General features: G+C 65.4%; 17 protein-coding genes and 1 pseudogene. 8 read left to right on the top strand and 10 right to left on the bottom strand.

Annotation, left to right across the window (positions count from 1 at the left end; all coding sequences use genetic code 11):
* Positions 1-26: 26 nt before the first annotated feature.
* The 3 genes from N551_RS0101015 to N551_RS0101005 form a co-directional block, all read right to left on the bottom strand.
* Entirely contained in the window at positions 27-257 is a 231-nt protein-coding gene (locus tag N551_RS0101015) for a hypothetical protein (protein WP_027565361.1), read from the bottom strand.
* A 57-nt stretch (positions 258-314) separates the two neighbouring features.
* Positions 315-542 carry a hypothetical protein gene (locus N551_RS0101010; protein ID WP_007614796.1) on the bottom strand — a complete coding sequence of 76 codons (228 nt, stop codon included), beginning with the start codon at positions 540-542 and terminating at the stop codon, positions 315-317.
* Between the two features lie 124 nt (positions 543-666).
* Positions 667-1,584, bottom strand: a complete 918-nt coding sequence (locus N551_RS0101005; RefSeq protein WP_027565360.1) for a LysR substrate-binding domain-containing protein — start codon at positions 1,582-1,584, stop codon at positions 667-669.
* A gap of 125 nt (positions 1,585-1,709) precedes the next feature.
* On the opposite strand from N551_RS0101005, the gene N551_RS0101000 reads away from it, so the two are divergent.
* From N551_RS0101000 to N551_RS0100990, 3 genes are all read left to right on the top strand, one after another.
* Entirely contained in the window at positions 1,710-2,489 is a 780-nt protein-coding gene (locus N551_RS0101000) for a sulfite exporter TauE/SafE family protein (RefSeq protein ID WP_027565359.1), read from the top strand.
* Positions 2,486-2,716, top strand: a complete 231-nt coding sequence (locus N551_RS0100995) for a hypothetical protein (protein ID WP_027565358.1) — start codon at positions 2,486-2,488, stop codon at positions 2,714-2,716. Before N551_RS0101000 ends, N551_RS0100995 begins: the two co-directional genes overlap by 4 nt.
* Before the next feature lie 116 nt (positions 2,717-2,832).
* Complete coding sequence (locus N551_RS0100990; RefSeq protein ID WP_027565357.1) at positions 2,833-3,531, top strand: glutathione S-transferase family protein; 699 nt, start codon at positions 2,833-2,835, stop codon at positions 3,529-3,531.
* Between the two features lie 15 nt (positions 3,532-3,546).
* On the opposite strand, the gene N551_RS39160 is transcribed toward N551_RS0100990, so the two are convergent.
* Entirely contained in the window at positions 3,547-3,759 is a 213-nt protein-coding gene (locus tag N551_RS39160; protein ID WP_081747782.1) for a cysteine-rich CWC family protein, read from the bottom strand.
* 114 nt (positions 3,760-3,873) lie between these two features.
* On the opposite strand from N551_RS39160, the gene N551_RS0100985 reads away from it, so the two are divergent.
* The 3 genes and pseudogenes from N551_RS0100985 to N551_RS36750 all read left to right on the top strand — a co-directional run bounded on the left by N551_RS0100985 (position 3,874) and on the right by N551_RS36750 (position 7,083).
* A complete protein-coding gene (locus N551_RS0100985; protein WP_027565356.1) occupies positions 3,874-5,463 on the top strand; it encodes a DUF1800 family protein in 1,590 nt (529 codons plus the stop codon).
* 2 nt (positions 5,464-5,465) lie between these two features.
* Positions 5,466-6,683, top strand: coding sequence for a DUF1501 domain-containing protein (locus N551_RS0100980; RefSeq protein WP_035961094.1), 1,218 nt, complete (start codon positions 5,466-5,468; stop codon positions 6,681-6,683).
* Positions 6,684-6,760: 77 nt separating this feature from the next.
* Positions 6,761-7,083: pseudogene (locus N551_RS36750) on the top strand (antibiotic biosynthesis monooxygenase).
* An 18-nt stretch (positions 7,084-7,101) separates the two neighbouring features.
* On the opposite strand, the gene N551_RS0100970 reads toward N551_RS36750, so the two are convergent.
* The 6 genes from N551_RS0100970 to N551_RS0100945 all read right to left on the bottom strand — a co-directional run bounded on the left by N551_RS0100970 (position 7,102) and on the right by N551_RS0100945 (position 10,994).
* Entirely contained in the window at positions 7,102-8,043 is a 942-nt protein-coding gene (locus tag N551_RS0100970) for an aldo/keto reductase (protein ID WP_027565354.1), read from the bottom strand.
* Between the two features lie 275 nt (positions 8,044-8,318).
* Complete coding sequence (locus N551_RS0100965) at positions 8,319-8,774, bottom strand: GNAT family N-acetyltransferase (RefSeq protein ID WP_027565353.1); 456 nt, start codon at positions 8,772-8,774, stop codon at positions 8,319-8,321.
* Positions 8,775-8,840: 66 nt separating this feature from the next.
* On the bottom strand, positions 8,841-9,653 hold the full coding sequence (locus N551_RS0100960; RefSeq protein WP_027565352.1) for a PAS-domain containing protein: 813 nt from the start codon (positions 9,651-9,653) through the stop codon (positions 8,841-8,843).
* 129 nt (positions 9,654-9,782) lie between these two features.
* Complete coding sequence (locus N551_RS37665; protein WP_155809328.1) at positions 9,783-9,977, bottom strand: hypothetical protein; 195 nt, start codon at positions 9,975-9,977, stop codon at positions 9,783-9,785.
* Positions 9,978-10,014: 37 nt separating this feature from the next.
* Positions 10,015-10,191: a hypothetical protein gene (locus tag N551_RS38590; RefSeq protein WP_197031094.1), complete on the bottom strand. Its 177-nt coding sequence runs from the start codon at positions 10,189-10,191 to the stop codon at positions 10,015-10,017.
* 152 nt (positions 10,192-10,343) lie between these two features.
* On the bottom strand, positions 10,344-10,994 hold the full coding sequence (locus N551_RS0100945; RefSeq protein WP_007596746.1) for a glutathione S-transferase family protein: 651 nt from the start codon (positions 10,992-10,994) through the stop codon (positions 10,344-10,346).
* A gap of 611 nt (positions 10,995-11,605) precedes the next feature.
* On the opposite strand from N551_RS0100945, the gene N551_RS0100940 reads away from it, so the two are divergent.
* The gene (locus tag N551_RS0100940; protein ID WP_007596745.1) at positions 11,606-12,808 is read left to right on the top strand and encodes a pyridoxal phosphate-dependent aminotransferase; all 1,203 of its coding nucleotides are present in this window, start codon (positions 11,606-11,608) and stop codon (positions 12,806-12,808) included.
* 160 nt (positions 12,809-12,968) lie between these two features.
* Positions 12,969-13,448 carry a DUF992 domain-containing protein gene (locus tag N551_RS0100935; RefSeq protein ID WP_027565351.1) on the top strand — a complete coding sequence of 160 codons (480 nt, stop codon included), beginning with the start codon at positions 12,969-12,971 and terminating at the stop codon, positions 13,446-13,448.
* The last annotated feature ends 34 nt before the right edge of the window (positions 13,449-13,482 follow it).

Raw genomic sequence — 13,482 nt, 5'->3', positions numbered from 1 at the left:
CAGGATTGGATCGCCGGATCTTGCGATCAGGCCGCCGGCGACGGTCCCTCGTCGTCCCCGGCCGCCTGACGTGGCTCGAGGATGTCGAGGTGGATGCCGCCGCAATCGGTGCAGCGCATGGCCCAATACTCGCATCCGGCACGGCCGCCGATCACGCGGAGCACCGTGAGATCGCCGTCGCATTCCGGGCAATTCGACAGCACATTGCGGGTGTAAATCCCCGGCCGCGGCGTGTCTTCGAATTCGATGACTGACATGACCGGTTTCCCCCTTTGACCCTGCGCCGTTCCTTGGTCGCCTGCAGTCCCGCTCGCCTATTCGTCGTCGCTGTCGTCGGCCCGCCGGCGGAAGCGATCGATGTGATGCTTGGCATGGGCAATCGCGGCATCGGGATCGGGCCAGGCGAAGCCGACTTCCATGGCCGGAAACAGCACGCCGTCGATGGCAACCGGGCTGAAATCGGCACGTCGGATCCGGGCGTGCCACAGCCCCTTGCCCGCTTCGAAGGATTCGATGTCAAAGCCGTCGTAGAGGGTCGTCATTGCAGTCCCCAAAATGTTTTGTTCGAGCGCCTTGTTGGAGGGTCAGGGGACCACATTTGCGGATTTCAGGATGTGAAGCCGTTCACAAGCGGCGGGCTTTTTTGCCCAAAGGGCGGCTGCAGCGTCAGTTCCGCGCGCTGGTGCGGCCGGTCCGCCGGACCGGACGGGCGGCGGGTTCCGACGCCGCGCGCATGATCCAGCGGCGGAACGCGGCAAAGTCGCGCTGCTCGGTCTGGAAGCTGCGATAGAGCAGGTACCAGCGCATGCCCTTGGGCACGGAGAGGTCGAATGGCGCGACCAGTCGGCCGGCGGCGAGATCGTCGTCGATATAGGGCCGGATGCCCATGGCGATGCCGAGCCCGTCGGCGGCAGCCTGAAGCGCCTGGCCGTAGAACTGGAACTCCGGCCCCCGCGCGTTGATGCGCGCGAGGTTCGCGGCCTTGAGCCAGATCGGCCAGTCCTCGGGCGAATGCGCGACGCGGATCAGGCTCGGTCCCCTAAGATCGGCCGGGCGCTTCAGCGAGGAAGCCAGGCGAGGCACGCAGACCGGCGTGAGGTCGCCGTCGAACAGCGGCTCGGCCACCAGCCCGGGCCAGTCGCCGGTCCCGAGCTGGATGCCGCAGCTCCAGTCTTCGCCGAACGGCACCGACGCGCCGCCGGTGGTGAAGCGCACCTCGATGTCGGGCTCCTCGTTGCGAAACTCCGACAGGCGCGGGATCAGCCAGCGCATCGCGAAGGTGTGGCCGATGCCGATGGTGAGCACGCGGACGCTCGAGGGCGCCGTCACCTGGGCGGTGAGGCTTGCGAGCGCGTCGAAGATCGGGGTCAGCCCGCTCTGATAGGCGCGGCCCGCCTGCGTGAGCAGCAGCTTGTTGGCCTTGCGCTCGAACAGCGCGACGCCGAGCCGTTCTTCCAGGATATGCACCATGCGGCTGACCGCCGCTGCCGATACGCTCAGTTCGAGGCCGGCCGCGGCAAAGCTGCCGGCCCGCGCCGCGGCTTCGAATGCCTTGATGCCGTTGAGAAACAGCAAGCGTCGCAAATGAACGACCCTCAGGAAAGCTGATGCCAGGTCAAGATAACTCAGTTTGCGTAGACGGCGCAAGCGGGGCACGTTTCTCTTCGCACGCGCCGCAAGCGGGGAGAAGGCCAACAGGAGATTTTTACGTGACGCCCATCACGATCGCTGCCCTTGGATTGCTGATGGTCGGCACCGCGTTCCTGTCGGGGCTGTTCGGGATGGCGGGCGGGCTGATCCTGATCGGCGTGCTGTTGGCCCTGATGCCGCTGCCGACCGCGATGGTGTTGCATGCGATCACGCAGATGGCCTCGAACGGCTGGCGGGCCTTTCTCTGCCGCGCGCATATCCGCTGGCGGCCGGTCGCAAACTACATGGTCGGCGCGGCCGTCGCGCTCGCGGCGTGGTCGCTCACGCGCTACGTGCCCGACAAGCCGGTCGCGCTGCTGCTGCTCGGCATCACCCCGTTCATGGCGCGGCTGCTGCCCGCGAACATCAAGCCGGATCCCGACCGTCTCTGGCAGGGCACCGTCTACGGCACGATCTGCATGGGCCTCATGTTGATGACCGGCGTGTCGGGACCGCTGCTCGACACCTTCTTCCTCGGCGGCGATTTCGGCCGGCGCGAGAAGGTGGCGACCAAGGCGATGTGCCAGCTCGTCAGCCATTTCACCAAGCTGATCTATTTCGGCGGCGTGATCGACCAGGCCGCGACGCTCGATCCCGTGCTCGCGGCCGTCGCGATCGCAGCATCCATGTTCGGCACCACGCTGGCGCGGCGCATCCTCGAAGCCATGACCGACCAGCAATTCGTGGCCTGGTCGATGAAGCTGATCACCACCATCGCCTGCTACTACGTCGCCTATGGCAGCTGGCTGCTGGTCCGCACGCCCGTGCTGGCGGCCTTCGAGAAGGGAGGTTTGCAATGAGCGAGACTGCCGACCCGCTGGTGCTGGACTTCGTCGAATGGGTTGCGCGCGAGCCGCGCGCCTATGCCGAGGTGATCGCGACCTGGAAGACCTCGTGCCCGCGCCTCACCATCTGGGAAGACGCCGCCGACCGCGGCTATGTCGCGCGCGAGACGCTCCCCGGAATGGGGCTGATCATCGCGGTGACGGAAGACGGCGAGAAGCTGCTGCGCACGAACGGGCGCTAGCTCTCGCCACATCCGTCATTGCGAGCGCAAGCGAAGCAATTCAGAATGTTTCCGCGGCGGCAGTCCTGGATTGCTTCGCTTCGCTCGCAACGACGGAATACCGGGAGACCCTTTTTATGTCGCTCAAACTGTTCGAACTCGTCGGCACCGACGCCTCGCGACCGTTCAGCCCGTTCTGCTGGCGCACGCGGATGGCGCTGGCACACAAGGGCCTTTCGGCGGAAACGCTGCCCTGGCGCTTCACCGAGAAAAGCGCGATTGCGCCGCACGGCTCGGAGAAGGTGCCGGTGCTGCTGCATCACGACCAGCCGGTGGTCGATTCCTGGGCGATCGCGACCTATCTCGAAGACAAGTTTCCGGACCGTCCGTCGCTGTTCGGCGGCGAGGGTGGCCGCGCCATGGCGCGCATGCTCAACGCCTGGGGCGACATCGCCATCGTCGGCGGCATCTTTCCGCTGATCATCGCCGACATCCCGAAGAATCTAGACGAGGTGGACGCCGCCTATTTCCGCCAGTCGCGCGAGGCGCGTTTCGGCGGCAAGACGCTTGAAGAGATCATGGCCAGCCGCGATGCCGGCGTGGTCGCCTTCCGCAAATCGCTCGAGGTGATGCGGCAGACCCTGAAGAAGCAGCCCTTCATCGGCGGCGCCGCACCGAACTATGCCGACTACATCGTGTTCGGCGGTTTTCAGTGGGCGCGCGTGACGAGCCCGTTCAAGCTGCTCGAGGCGGACGACCCGGTCTACGCCTGGCGCGAAAAGCTGCTGGAGGCGTTCGACGGCATGGCCCGGAAGTCACCGGGGCACGCGGTGTAAGCTTCGTAGCCCGGATTACGCTTTCGCTCCATCCGGGCTATGCATCGCCGCCGCCTCACGCAAGCAAGCCCGGCACAAACAATCCTCGCCCTTGACCGGCATCGGTAGCCGTGCCGTTTCTTCCGCGCACCAGCAGGTGCCCGAGAGGTCGCAGCCGAACTCGGTGCCGCAGCGGGAGCAGGCGAGGCGTCGCGGCTCCTGCACCGGAATGTCTTGCGGATTTGTCATGATTTGCGCAAAAGCCGTGCTGTCATTTTCATGCCGGGTTCATCTCCCGCTGCGGTATATTAGGCCTCGCGCACGTATCAGGAAAGCGGTTGGCAACGCGCGAAGGACACATCGATGGCCCGCGATTCGCAAGCCGCGCTCGTCGCGCTCAACCGTTTCGGCTTCGGCGCCCGTGGTGGTGCATCCGGCGATCTCATCAATGCGGCCTCCGATCCTCGCGGTTTTGTGAAGGCGGAACTGGCTCGTCCCAACGCTGTACTGCTGGAGGCGCCGGGCCTGCAATCCACGCCGCAGCTCGGGCAGGCCGTGTTCGCCTATCAGGATCAGGTCAAGCAGGCGCGCGAGGCCGCCGCCAAAGCCGGCGCGCCGGCCGAGGCGCCGTCGCAAGCGCCGGTCGATCAGAAGCCCGGACCGCGCCGCAATCTCTCGCTGAACGCCGTGGCAACCGAGATCGCCGGCCAGATGGCTGAGTCCAAGCCTACTGAAAATAAGCCGATTGATAACAAGCCGGCGGACAATATGGCCAAGCCGTACACCATGCAGCCCAACGCGGCCGCGCCGGCTGCCGCAAAACCCGCCCCGCAGCCGCTCAACGTCATCCAAAAGACCTTTCGCGCCGAGGCACTGGCGCGGTTGCAGCGCGCGACCCTGGTCGAATGCGGCTTCACCGAACGTCTGGTCGTGTTCTGGTCCAACCATTTCTGTATCTCCGCCAGCAAGGGCGAGCTGGCACGGATATGGGCCGGCGCGTTCGAGCGCGAGGCGATCAGGCCGCATGTGCTCGGGCGTTTCGCCGACATGCTGAAGGCGGTAGAGCAGCATCCGGCGATGCTGTTCTTCCTCGACAACCAGCAATCGCTCGGACCGGACTCGCGCGCGGGCCAGAACCGCAAGCGCGGGCTCAACGAAAATCTCGCGCGCGAGATCATGGAGCTGCATACGCTCGGCGTCGGCGGCGGCTACACGCAGGACGACGTCACCTCGCTCGCGCGCATCATCACCGGCTGGACCTTTGCCGGCCGGCAGGGACAGCTGGGGGTGCCCGGTTCGTTCGTGTTCAATGTCAATGCGCACCAGCCCGGGCCGCAAATGCTGCTCGGCAGGACCTACGAGCCGACCGGCCTTGCGCAGGGCGAAGCCGCGCTTGCGGACATCGCACGCCATTCCTCGACCGCGAATTTCATCGCCACCAAATTCGTTCGCCATTTCGTCGCCGACGATCCGCCGCCGGCGCTGGTGGCGCGATTGCGCGATGTCTTCATCAAGACCGACGGGGATCTCAAGGCGCTCGCAACCGCACTGGTCGATTCCGACGAGGCGTGGAAGGCGCCGCTGACGAAGATGCGGAGCCCCTATGATTTCCTGGTCGCGAGCGGCCGGCTGCTCGCGCGCGTGCCGGAGGATCCCGGCGCCTATCTCAACAACCTCAATCTGCTGGGCCAGCCGCTGTGGTCGCCGGCCGGCCCGAATGGTTTCGCCGATACCAGCGCCGCGTGGGCTGCTCCCGAAGGCATCAAGCTCCGGCTCGACATTGCCGCGCAAATGGGCGCGCGGCTTGGGCCCAACATCGATCCGCTCGATTTGTTGGAATTTGCGGCCGCAGATGCGGCCTCGATCGAAACGCGCCGCACCATCGAGCGGGCGGAGTCGCGGCAGCAGGCGCTGGCGCTGCTGTTGATGTCGCCGGAAATGCAGAGAAGATGATGATGATCGACTGCGTCGAGAACCGGCTCCTCACCTCGCGCCGCGGCCTCCTGCTCCGCGGTGCCTCTTTTGCGGCGTGGGCATATTTGCCGAAATTCGCCCGCGCGGCTGATGGCCGGGATCCCCGGCTGATCGTGGTGATCCTGCGCGGCGCGCTTGACGGGCTTTCGACCGTCGCGCCGGTCGGCGATCCCGATTATGCCGGCTTGCACGGGGCGATCGCGCTGACGGCGGACGGTGCCCATCCCGCGATCATGCTTGATCCTTTCTTTGCGCTGCATCCGGCGATGCCCGAGTTCGCACGCATGTATCGCGATAGGCACGCCGCGGTGATCCACGCGGTGGCGACGCCCTATCGCGACCGCTCGCATTTCGACGGTCAGGACGTGCTCGAAAGCGGCTACACCGGCCCGGGGCGCGTGCAATCCGGCTGGCTCAACCGCGCGCTGGAAGCGCTGCCGCGCGGCGAGCGGGTGTCGAGCGCTCTTGCCGTCGGCCCGACCACGCCGCTGGTGCTGCGCGGCAATGCGCCGACCGTCGGCTGGGCGCCGGTGGCGCTGCCGCAAGCCGATGACGACACCGCGATGCGCCTGGTCGAGCTCTACCGTCACCGCGATCCCGCGCTGGCGGCCGTGCTGTCGCAGGGCCTTGCGCTGGAAAAGGCCGCAAGCGGCGACGACATGAAGCCGAAGCCCGGCAATGCGGTCGCGCAGATGCGGCAAGTCGCGCGCGGCGCCGCAAAACTGATGGCGTCCGACGACGGCCCGCGGATCGCAGCGCTCGCTTTCGACGGCTGGGACACGCACGCCAATGAAGGCGGGCCGATCGGTCGCCTCGCCTTCCTGCTCGGCGGGCTCGACGGTGCGCTCGCCGAATTCGAAAGCGGCTTAGGCGAGCGCTGGCGCGACACCGCCGTGGTGGTCGCCACTGAATTCGGCCGCACCGCGCGCATCAACGGCACCGACGGCACCGATCACGGCACGGGAACGATCGCGCTCCTCGCCGGCGGCGCGGTGAAGGGCGGCCGCGTCATCGCCGACTGGCCCGGCCTCAAGCCCGCCAACCTCTTCGAGGCCCGCGATCTCAAGCCCACCACCGATCTGCGCTCCGTGATCAAGGGCGTGCTGCAGGGGCAGTTCGGCCTGTCGGATCGCGTGCTGGCCGAAACGGTGTTCCCGGATAGCGCAAGCGCACGTCCGATGAAGGGGCTGGTTACTTAACTGCGATTCCGGGCCCGCGCCTTGCGGCGCGTCCCGGAATGACGACATCATTAGCCGAACATCAGGAGATCATCCCCATGTACATCGCTATGAACCGCTTCCGCGTCGCCAAGGGCTCCGAGGCCGCCTTCGAGCAGGTCTGGCTTTCGCGCGATACTCATTTGGACAAGGTGCCGGGCTTCGTCGAGTTTCATTTGCTGCGCGGCCCGAGCTCGAGGACCACACACTGTACGCCTCGCACACGATCTGGGCCAACCACGCCGCGTTCGAGGCCTAGACCAAATCGGATGCTTTTCGTGCCGCGCATGCGCGGGCCGGCGACACCAAGCCGACCTATCTCGGCCATCCCCAGTTCGAGGGCTTCGAGGTGATCCAGACGGTCGGACATGGCGCCAAGTAGCGCGCCACTTCGCAACGATCAGCCCAGCGTGATCTTATCGATCTCCGCCATCTCCTCCGCACCGAGCTTCCACGCAATCGCCCTCACGTTCTCCTCGACCTGCTCGACGCGGGTGGCGCCGGCAATCACGCTCGACACTTGCGGGCGCGCGGCGAGCCAGGAGAAGGCGAGCTCGAGCATGCTGTGGCCGCGCGCCTTCGCGAATGCCGTGAGCTTCTCGACGATGTCCTCATTGCGCGGCGTGACGTAGCGGTCGCGTAACGCCGGTACCTTGCCGAAGCGCGTATCGGTCGGGGCCGCCGCGCCGCGCTGGTACTTGCCGGTGAGGAGCCCACTTGCAAGCGGGAAGAACGGCAGGAGGCCGAGCTTGTACTCCTGTGCGGCCGGCAGCAGGTCCTTTTCGATGTCGCGCACCAGCAGGCTGTATTCATCCTGGCACGAGACGAAGCGGCTGACATTCATCGCGCGCGCGGTGAATTCGGCTTCCGCCATGCGCCAGGCCGGAAAGTTGGAATTGCCGATGTAGCGCACCTTGCCCTGACGGATGAGATCGTCGAGCGCGCGCAGCGTCTCCTCCATCGGCGTCAGCGGGTCGTAATCGTGCTGCTGATAAAGATCGATATAGTCGGTCTTGAGCCGCGTCAGGCTCGCCTCGACTGCGTTCATGATGTAGCGGCGCGAAGCGCCCTGCTTGGTTCCGTCGGTCGCCATCGGCTTTGAGTATTTGGTGGCGAGCACGATCTCCTTGCGGCGGTCGCCGAGCACGGTGCCGAGCACCGTTTCCGAACCGCCCATGCCGGCATAGATGTCGGCGGTGTCGAACAGCGTAATGCCGAGATCGAGCGCGCGATGGATCACCTTGCGCGAGGTCTCCAAATCCGTGCGCTGGCCGAAATTGTTGCAGCCGAGCCCGACCGCAGACACGCGTAGGCCGGAGGCGCCGAGATTACGAATTTCCATGGGAGATCCCTGTCGGAGATAGGCAGGGGCGCATTGTGACTGCGCTGCGCCGCTGCAGCAAGCCGCGCGCCGCGTTGCTGCCATGCTGACAAGGAACTGCGGACAACGACTGCCGACAAAAAAATGCGGCCCCTGTCAGACGCGGCGACTGACGGGGACCGCTTTGGGGCGCTTGATCGGTGACGGGGGGCTGATCAGACGCAGCTGCAGCCTAGTCCCGCTATGTTACGCGCGGGTGACAGGCAAAGTTATCCACAGGCCCCGCGTCGCGACGATCAGAAGATCTTGCGATAGACGATGAAGCCGGAACGCTCGGCGACCTTGTCGTACAGACCCTGCGCCGTGACGTTGGTCTCATGCGTTTGCCAGTACACGCGCGGGGAGCCTGCGAGCTTCGCGCGCTCGTAGACGCCGTGGATCAGCGCCGAGCCGACACCTTTGCCGCGTGCGTCCTCGGTCGTGAACAGGTCCTGCAGATAGCAGGACGGCTCGATCGCGGTGGTGCTGCGGTGAAACAGGTAATTCGTCATCCCGAGCAGGCGGCCGTCGCTCTCGGCGACCAATCCGTGCACCGGCTCATAGGCATCGAAAAAGCGCTGCCACGTCACGCGCGTGATTTCGGGCGAGAGCGCGGTCGGGCCGGAGCGGCCGTAGAAGGCGTTGTAGCCGTCCCAGAGCGGCACCCATTGATCGTAGTCCTGCCTGGTGACGGGGCGAATGGTGAGCGACATATGAAATTCCCGCAATCGATGAGGCGTCCTTCATACGTGATGATGGATGCGTCGATCAATCGCGCATCACTCCGCGACGCGCAGATAACGGATCAGCTTGCGGCCTGCGGGATCGCGCAGTGAGCGGTAGTAGTCGGCGCGGGACGGCGCATCGGTGTGGCGCACGAGGTCGGTCACGGGCGTGTAGCTCAGCATGCGCCCGCCATCGGGCAGCGCGGCACAGACGAAGCGCAACACCTCGCCATTGCGCAAGGCGATGTTGATCGGCGTGGCATCGCCGATCCGCACCATCTCCATGCGCTGTGCGATGAAGGTGCCGAGCTCGTCCTGGGGCAATTCGAACGCGCCGGTGTCGCGGCCGTGATACATCAGCGCGATGAACGGCGGCTTGCCGTCGGCGATGTCGTCCGGCACCGCAAAATAGTCGCGGAACGCGCGGTTGATGAATTCGGCGCGCGTCTCGGCATCGAGCAGCACGATGCCGATATCGACCTGGTCGAGCGCGGCCGACAGCCGCGCGGCGATGGCGTGGCTCCGACGCTCGGCGGCAAACGTGCCGAGCAGCCGCTGGCGCATCAGGCCGGTGATGCCTGCGGTGCCCGCGGCGGCCGCCGCCAGGAGGCCGAGCCGGATCATATCCGCCGTGGTCAGGCCTGAAACGCCGTGCTGGCTGAGGAGCAGTAGTGCCGCGCCGATGACGGCGATAGCTGCGCTGGCGACGGCGGAAGCCGAACCCGAGAGCGCGCCGGCGAGCGCCACGATGCAGACGAGCAGCGGCGCGGGCGAGGGAATGGGGACGAAGCGATCGAAAAATATCGCCAGCAGCAAAGTCGCTGCCGTCAGCGCCGGACCGGAGATCGCACGCCATCCCAACCGCATGGGCCTGTCTCGCTCCTTCCTGAACGAGGTAAGGCGGCAACACTGACCGAACATTGCGCCATTGCGATGCGGTTTCGCGCGGTGTGCTTAAGGTGCGCTTTGGCTCACGCGCAAAGCTTTCGGATGATTTTAGACCAAATGCGCGTGCCTGAGACGTTGTTGCAGCGCGGGCGCATTCAGCGTCGACGTCCCTTGGCCCTTGCGTGTGCCGACGAAGATCAACAGCGATGCCGCGACCAGGATGGCCGCGGTCAGGGTGATTGCAACGATGACCACAGGTGATTTCATCGAAATCCTGTCGCGATGCCGGTCGGTGCGGGCCACGCGGCGCCTTGAAGGCGGGTCCAGGATGAAGCGGGAATCAGACCGGCAGGCCCATCGCCATGGTCGCCTTGGTCGACAGCACCGTCAGGGTGACGATCAGGCACAGCGAGAGCGCGGCGACGGCGAGCGAGGCCGCGACCGCATTGGTCAGCCGGGAAGACGAAACGGTAGCGGGTGGGCCCTGAAAGCCTGCCGTGCCGGACACCCGAATCATGGTCTAAATCCTTCAACGCGCGAGCGAATCACCCGCGACATCGAACAATTTCACTGTTGCAATCGGCAATATTGCGGCGGCCAATCGAGGGAAAATGGCGAGATTGCGGCAATGGTGACCCTTATGCCCGCTATTCGCCAGAGCGCGATCCCTCAGGCGCCAGCGGCGATGCTGGCGGGATCCTCGATGTCGGCCGGCCGCCAGTCCATTGCGACGAAGCCGGGCGCCGCTTCCACGCGCTTGAGCCAGTCACGGATCGCCGGGAAGGTCGAGAGGTCGAAGTCGCAGCGGTCGGCGAGATGGGTATAGCCGTACAGCGCGATGTCGGCGACCGTGAGCTGCCGGGCCGCAAAATAGGCGTTGGTCTTGAGGTGATTCTCCATCACCTGGAGCGCGCCATAGCCGCGCTCCATCCAGTCCTCCAGCGAATGAGTCTGCAGGTCGCGGCCGCCCCTTACCAGCGACAGCCAGAAATAGGCCGCGCCGATGTTCGGCTCCAGCGCGTGCTGCTCGAAGAACATCCATTGCAGCGCGTCGGCGCGATCGATGCGGTTCTCCGGCGCGAGCGGCGTGCCGACGGCGACGTACCAGAGAATGGCGTTGGACTCGGCGAGATAGCGATCGTCGCCGACCTCGAGCAGCGGCACCTGACCGGATGGGTTCTTGGCCAGGAAATCCGGGGTGCGGCTCTCGCCGCGCAGAATGTCCACCTCGACCGCTTCGTAAGGCAAGTTCAGCAGCGCCAGCGCAAGGCGGACCTTGTAACTGTTGCCCGAGCGCTGCATCGAATAGAGCTTGTACATTCTGAGGAGATTCCGGAAGACGGGAGGGCGCGGCGCTTGTTGCCTCGCAACGCGGCTAAACAATGATGCCGATGCGAATCCGCCGCAAGACCCGGCCAATAGAAAAACTCGAAAACCCTACCGCATTGCAATGCGGCGGAAGATCATTTCCGTGCGACCATCCAACTCAGTTCACGCTTGCGTCACCACGCGGATGCAAGGCGCCTGCATTGGTGTAGCGCAAGCGCTCGCGCTTCGTCGTGGCCGGGCTTGACCCGGCCATCCACGTCTGAGCTACGCAGCAGCAGAACGGATGCCCGGGCCTTCGCCGCACCGAAGCGGCTTCGGCCGCGCAGGCGGGACAAGGCCCGGGCATGACGACGGTCTGGATTTCGCGGCGATCAACCCGCCAAAATTGCTCCGAGGACACGCCTTGTCGGATATGTGGGATTTGCCTGGCAAAGTTGCGGAAAATTGCGGGAAATCACGGCTTGATGCGCGCCAGACACGTAAACTTTTGCGGGATCGGACCGAAGTTTCTTGCGGTGCAACGGCACTCGTTTTAGGGTGGCTCATTCCCACAATCGGAGTCGTGAAGCCAAAGGGTTCACGACGCTTGTCAGGAGATGACGATGTCCTTCCTTGCCGCTGCGCTCGACCGTGTGAAGCCGTCCGCGACCATCGCGGTCACGGATAAAGCACGTGCGCTGAAAGCGGCGGGCCGCAACGTCATCGGCTTAGGTGCCGGCGAGCCCGACTTCGACACGCCCGCCAACATCAAGCTGGCCGCGATCCACGCCATCGAAGCCGGCAAGACCAAGTACACCGCGGTCGACGGCATTCCCGAGTTGAAGGAAGCCATCATCGCCAAGTTTCAGCGCGAGAACGGCGTCGTCTACAAGGCGAACCAGATCATCGTCGGTACCGGCGGCAAGCAGGTGCTCTACAACGCGCTGATGGCAACCATCAATCCGGGCGACGAGGTGATCATCCCCGCGCCGTACTGGGTCAGCTATCCCGAGATGGTGGCGCTGGCCGGTGGCGAGCCGGTGCCGGTGGTCTGCACCGCCGCGACCGGCTTCAAGCTCCAGGCCGAGGCGCTCGAGCGCGCGATCACGCCGAAGACCAAATGGGTGATCCTGTGCTCGCCGTCGAATCCGACGGGAGCTGCCTACACCAGGACCGAGCTCAAGGCGCTCACCGACGTGCTGGTCAAGCATCCCCACGTCTGGGTGATGACCGACGACATGTATGAGCATCTCGTCTATGACGACTTCCAGTTCACCACGGTCGCGCAGGTCGAGCCGAAACTCTACGACCGCACGCTCACCGTGAACGGCGTGTCGAAGGCCTATTGCATGACCGGCTGGCGTATCGGCTATGCCGGCGGCCCGGCGCAGCTGATCAAGGCGATGTCGACGATCCAGTCGCAGTCGACCTCGAACCCGTCGTCGATTGCGCAATGGGCCGCGGTTGAGGCCCTGAACGGTCCGCAGGACTTCATCCCCGCCAACAATAAGGTCTTCAAGGAGCGCCGCGACCTCGTCGTCTCCATGCTCAACCAGGCCAAGGGCATCGAGTGCCCGCGTCCCGAGGGTGCCTTCTACGTCTATCCGTCCTGCGCCGGCACCATCGGCAAGACCGCGCCGTCGGGCAAGGTGATTGACAATGACGAGACGTTCGTGACCGAGCTGCTCGAGACCGAAGGCGTCGCCGTGGTGCAGGGTTCGGCCTTCGGCCTTGGACCCGCGTTCCGCATCTCCTACGCAACCAAGACCTCGGACCTCGAAGACGCCTGCAAGCGCATCCAGCGCTTCTGCGGCAATCTGCGCTGAACTCGCAGACATGAAGTAACATCAAAGGGCCCGCGCAATGCGGGCCCTTTTTCTTTCAAGTCTGCGCGATCTGGCGCCACCGGAACTGTTGTGGCATAGACCATCGCGCGGTGTGTGCCGCGCCCCCATGCTCGCATCGCATTCATCGCCGGAGATTTTCATGCGCCGTTCACTCCTCCTCGCCGGGCTTGCCGTTGCGAGCCTCGTTGCCTCGGTTGCGGGCGCCAGCGCGCAATCGCGGATGGTGCAGGTGGGCGTGCTCGAATGCCGCGGCGGCGCCAGCGTGGGCTTCATCGTGGGATCGGTGACCCATCTCGGTTGCGTGCTGCGGGTCGATGGTTTGCCGGACGACCGTTACGTCGCGACCATCCGCAAGGTCGGCCTGGATATCGGCATCACCCAGGAGACGGCTTTGGCGTGGGGCGTGTTCGCGCCGGTGAACCGACTCGGACCGGGCGACCTCGCCGGCAACTACGCCGGTGCGCAGGGCAGCGCCTCCGTTGGTGTCGGCCTCGGCGGCAACGTGCTGGTCGGCGGCTCCAACAATTCGATCGCGCTCCAGCCGCTCAGCGTGCAGGGCCAGGTCGGCCTCAACGTCGCCGCCGGCCTCGAGAGCCTGGAACTCCGCCCGGGCCGTTAACAACTCCCGTGTGTGAATCGCGTCGCTCCGGCGC

This window comes from Bradyrhizobium sp. URHA0013, from assembly GCF_000518345.1.
In the GTDB taxonomy this organism is placed as follows: Bacteria; Pseudomonadota; Alphaproteobacteria; order Rhizobiales; family Xanthobacteraceae; genus Bradyrhizobium.
This window is presented reverse-complemented; position numbering and strand designations above follow the sequence as displayed.

Bases quoted from the DNA above. Each gene is read 5' to 3' on its own strand.
- N551_RS0101015 (WP_027565361.1), bottom strand. From the start codon at position 257: ATGTCAGTCATCGAATTCGAAGACACGCCGCGGCCGGGGATTTACACC.
- N551_RS0101010 (WP_007614796.1), bottom strand. From the start codon at position 542: ATGACGACCCTCTACGACGGCTTTGACATCGAATCCTTCGAAGCGGGC.
- N551_RS0100995 (WP_027565358.1), top strand. From the start codon at position 2,486: ATGAGCGAGACTGCCGACCCGCTGGTGCTGGACTTCGTCGAATGGGTT.
- N551_RS0100990 (WP_027565357.1), top strand. From the start codon at position 2,833: ATGTCGCTCAAACTGTTCGAACTCGTCGGCACCGACGCCTCGCGACCG.
- N551_RS39160 (WP_081747782.1), bottom strand. From the start codon at position 3,759: ATGACAAATCCGCAAGACATTCCGGTGCAGGAGCCGCGACGCCTCGCC.
- N551_RS0100985 (WP_027565356.1), top strand. From the start codon at position 3,874: ATGGCCCGCGATTCGCAAGCCGCGCTCGTCGCGCTCAACCGTTTCGGC.
- N551_RS0100980 (WP_035961094.1), top strand. From the start codon at position 5,466: ATGATCGACTGCGTCGAGAACCGGCTCCTCACCTCGCGCCGCGGCCTC.
- N551_RS0100970 (WP_027565354.1), bottom strand. From the start codon at position 8,043: ATGGAAATTCGTAATCTCGGCGCCTCCGGCCTACGCGTGTCTGCGGTC.
- N551_RS0100965 (WP_027565353.1), bottom strand. From the start codon at position 8,774: ATGTCGCTCACCATTCGCCCCGTCACCAGGCAGGACTACGATCAATGG.
- N551_RS0100960 (WP_027565352.1), bottom strand. From the start codon at position 9,653: ATGCGGTTGGGATGGCGTGCGATCTCCGGTCCGGCGCTGACGGCAGCG.
- N551_RS38590 (WP_197031094.1), bottom strand. From the start codon at position 10,191: ATGATTCGGGTGTCCGGCACGGCAGGCTTTCAGGGCCCACCCGCTACC.
- N551_RS0100945 (WP_007596746.1), bottom strand. From the start codon at position 10,994: ATGTACAAGCTCTATTCGATGCAGCGCTCGGGCAACAGTTACAAGGTC.
- N551_RS0100940 (WP_007596745.1), top strand. From the start codon at position 11,606: ATGTCCTTCCTTGCCGCTGCGCTCGACCGTGTGAAGCCGTCCGCGACC.
- N551_RS0100935 (WP_027565351.1), top strand. From the start codon at position 12,969: ATGCGCCGTTCACTCCTCCTCGCCGGGCTTGCCGTTGCGAGCCTCGTT.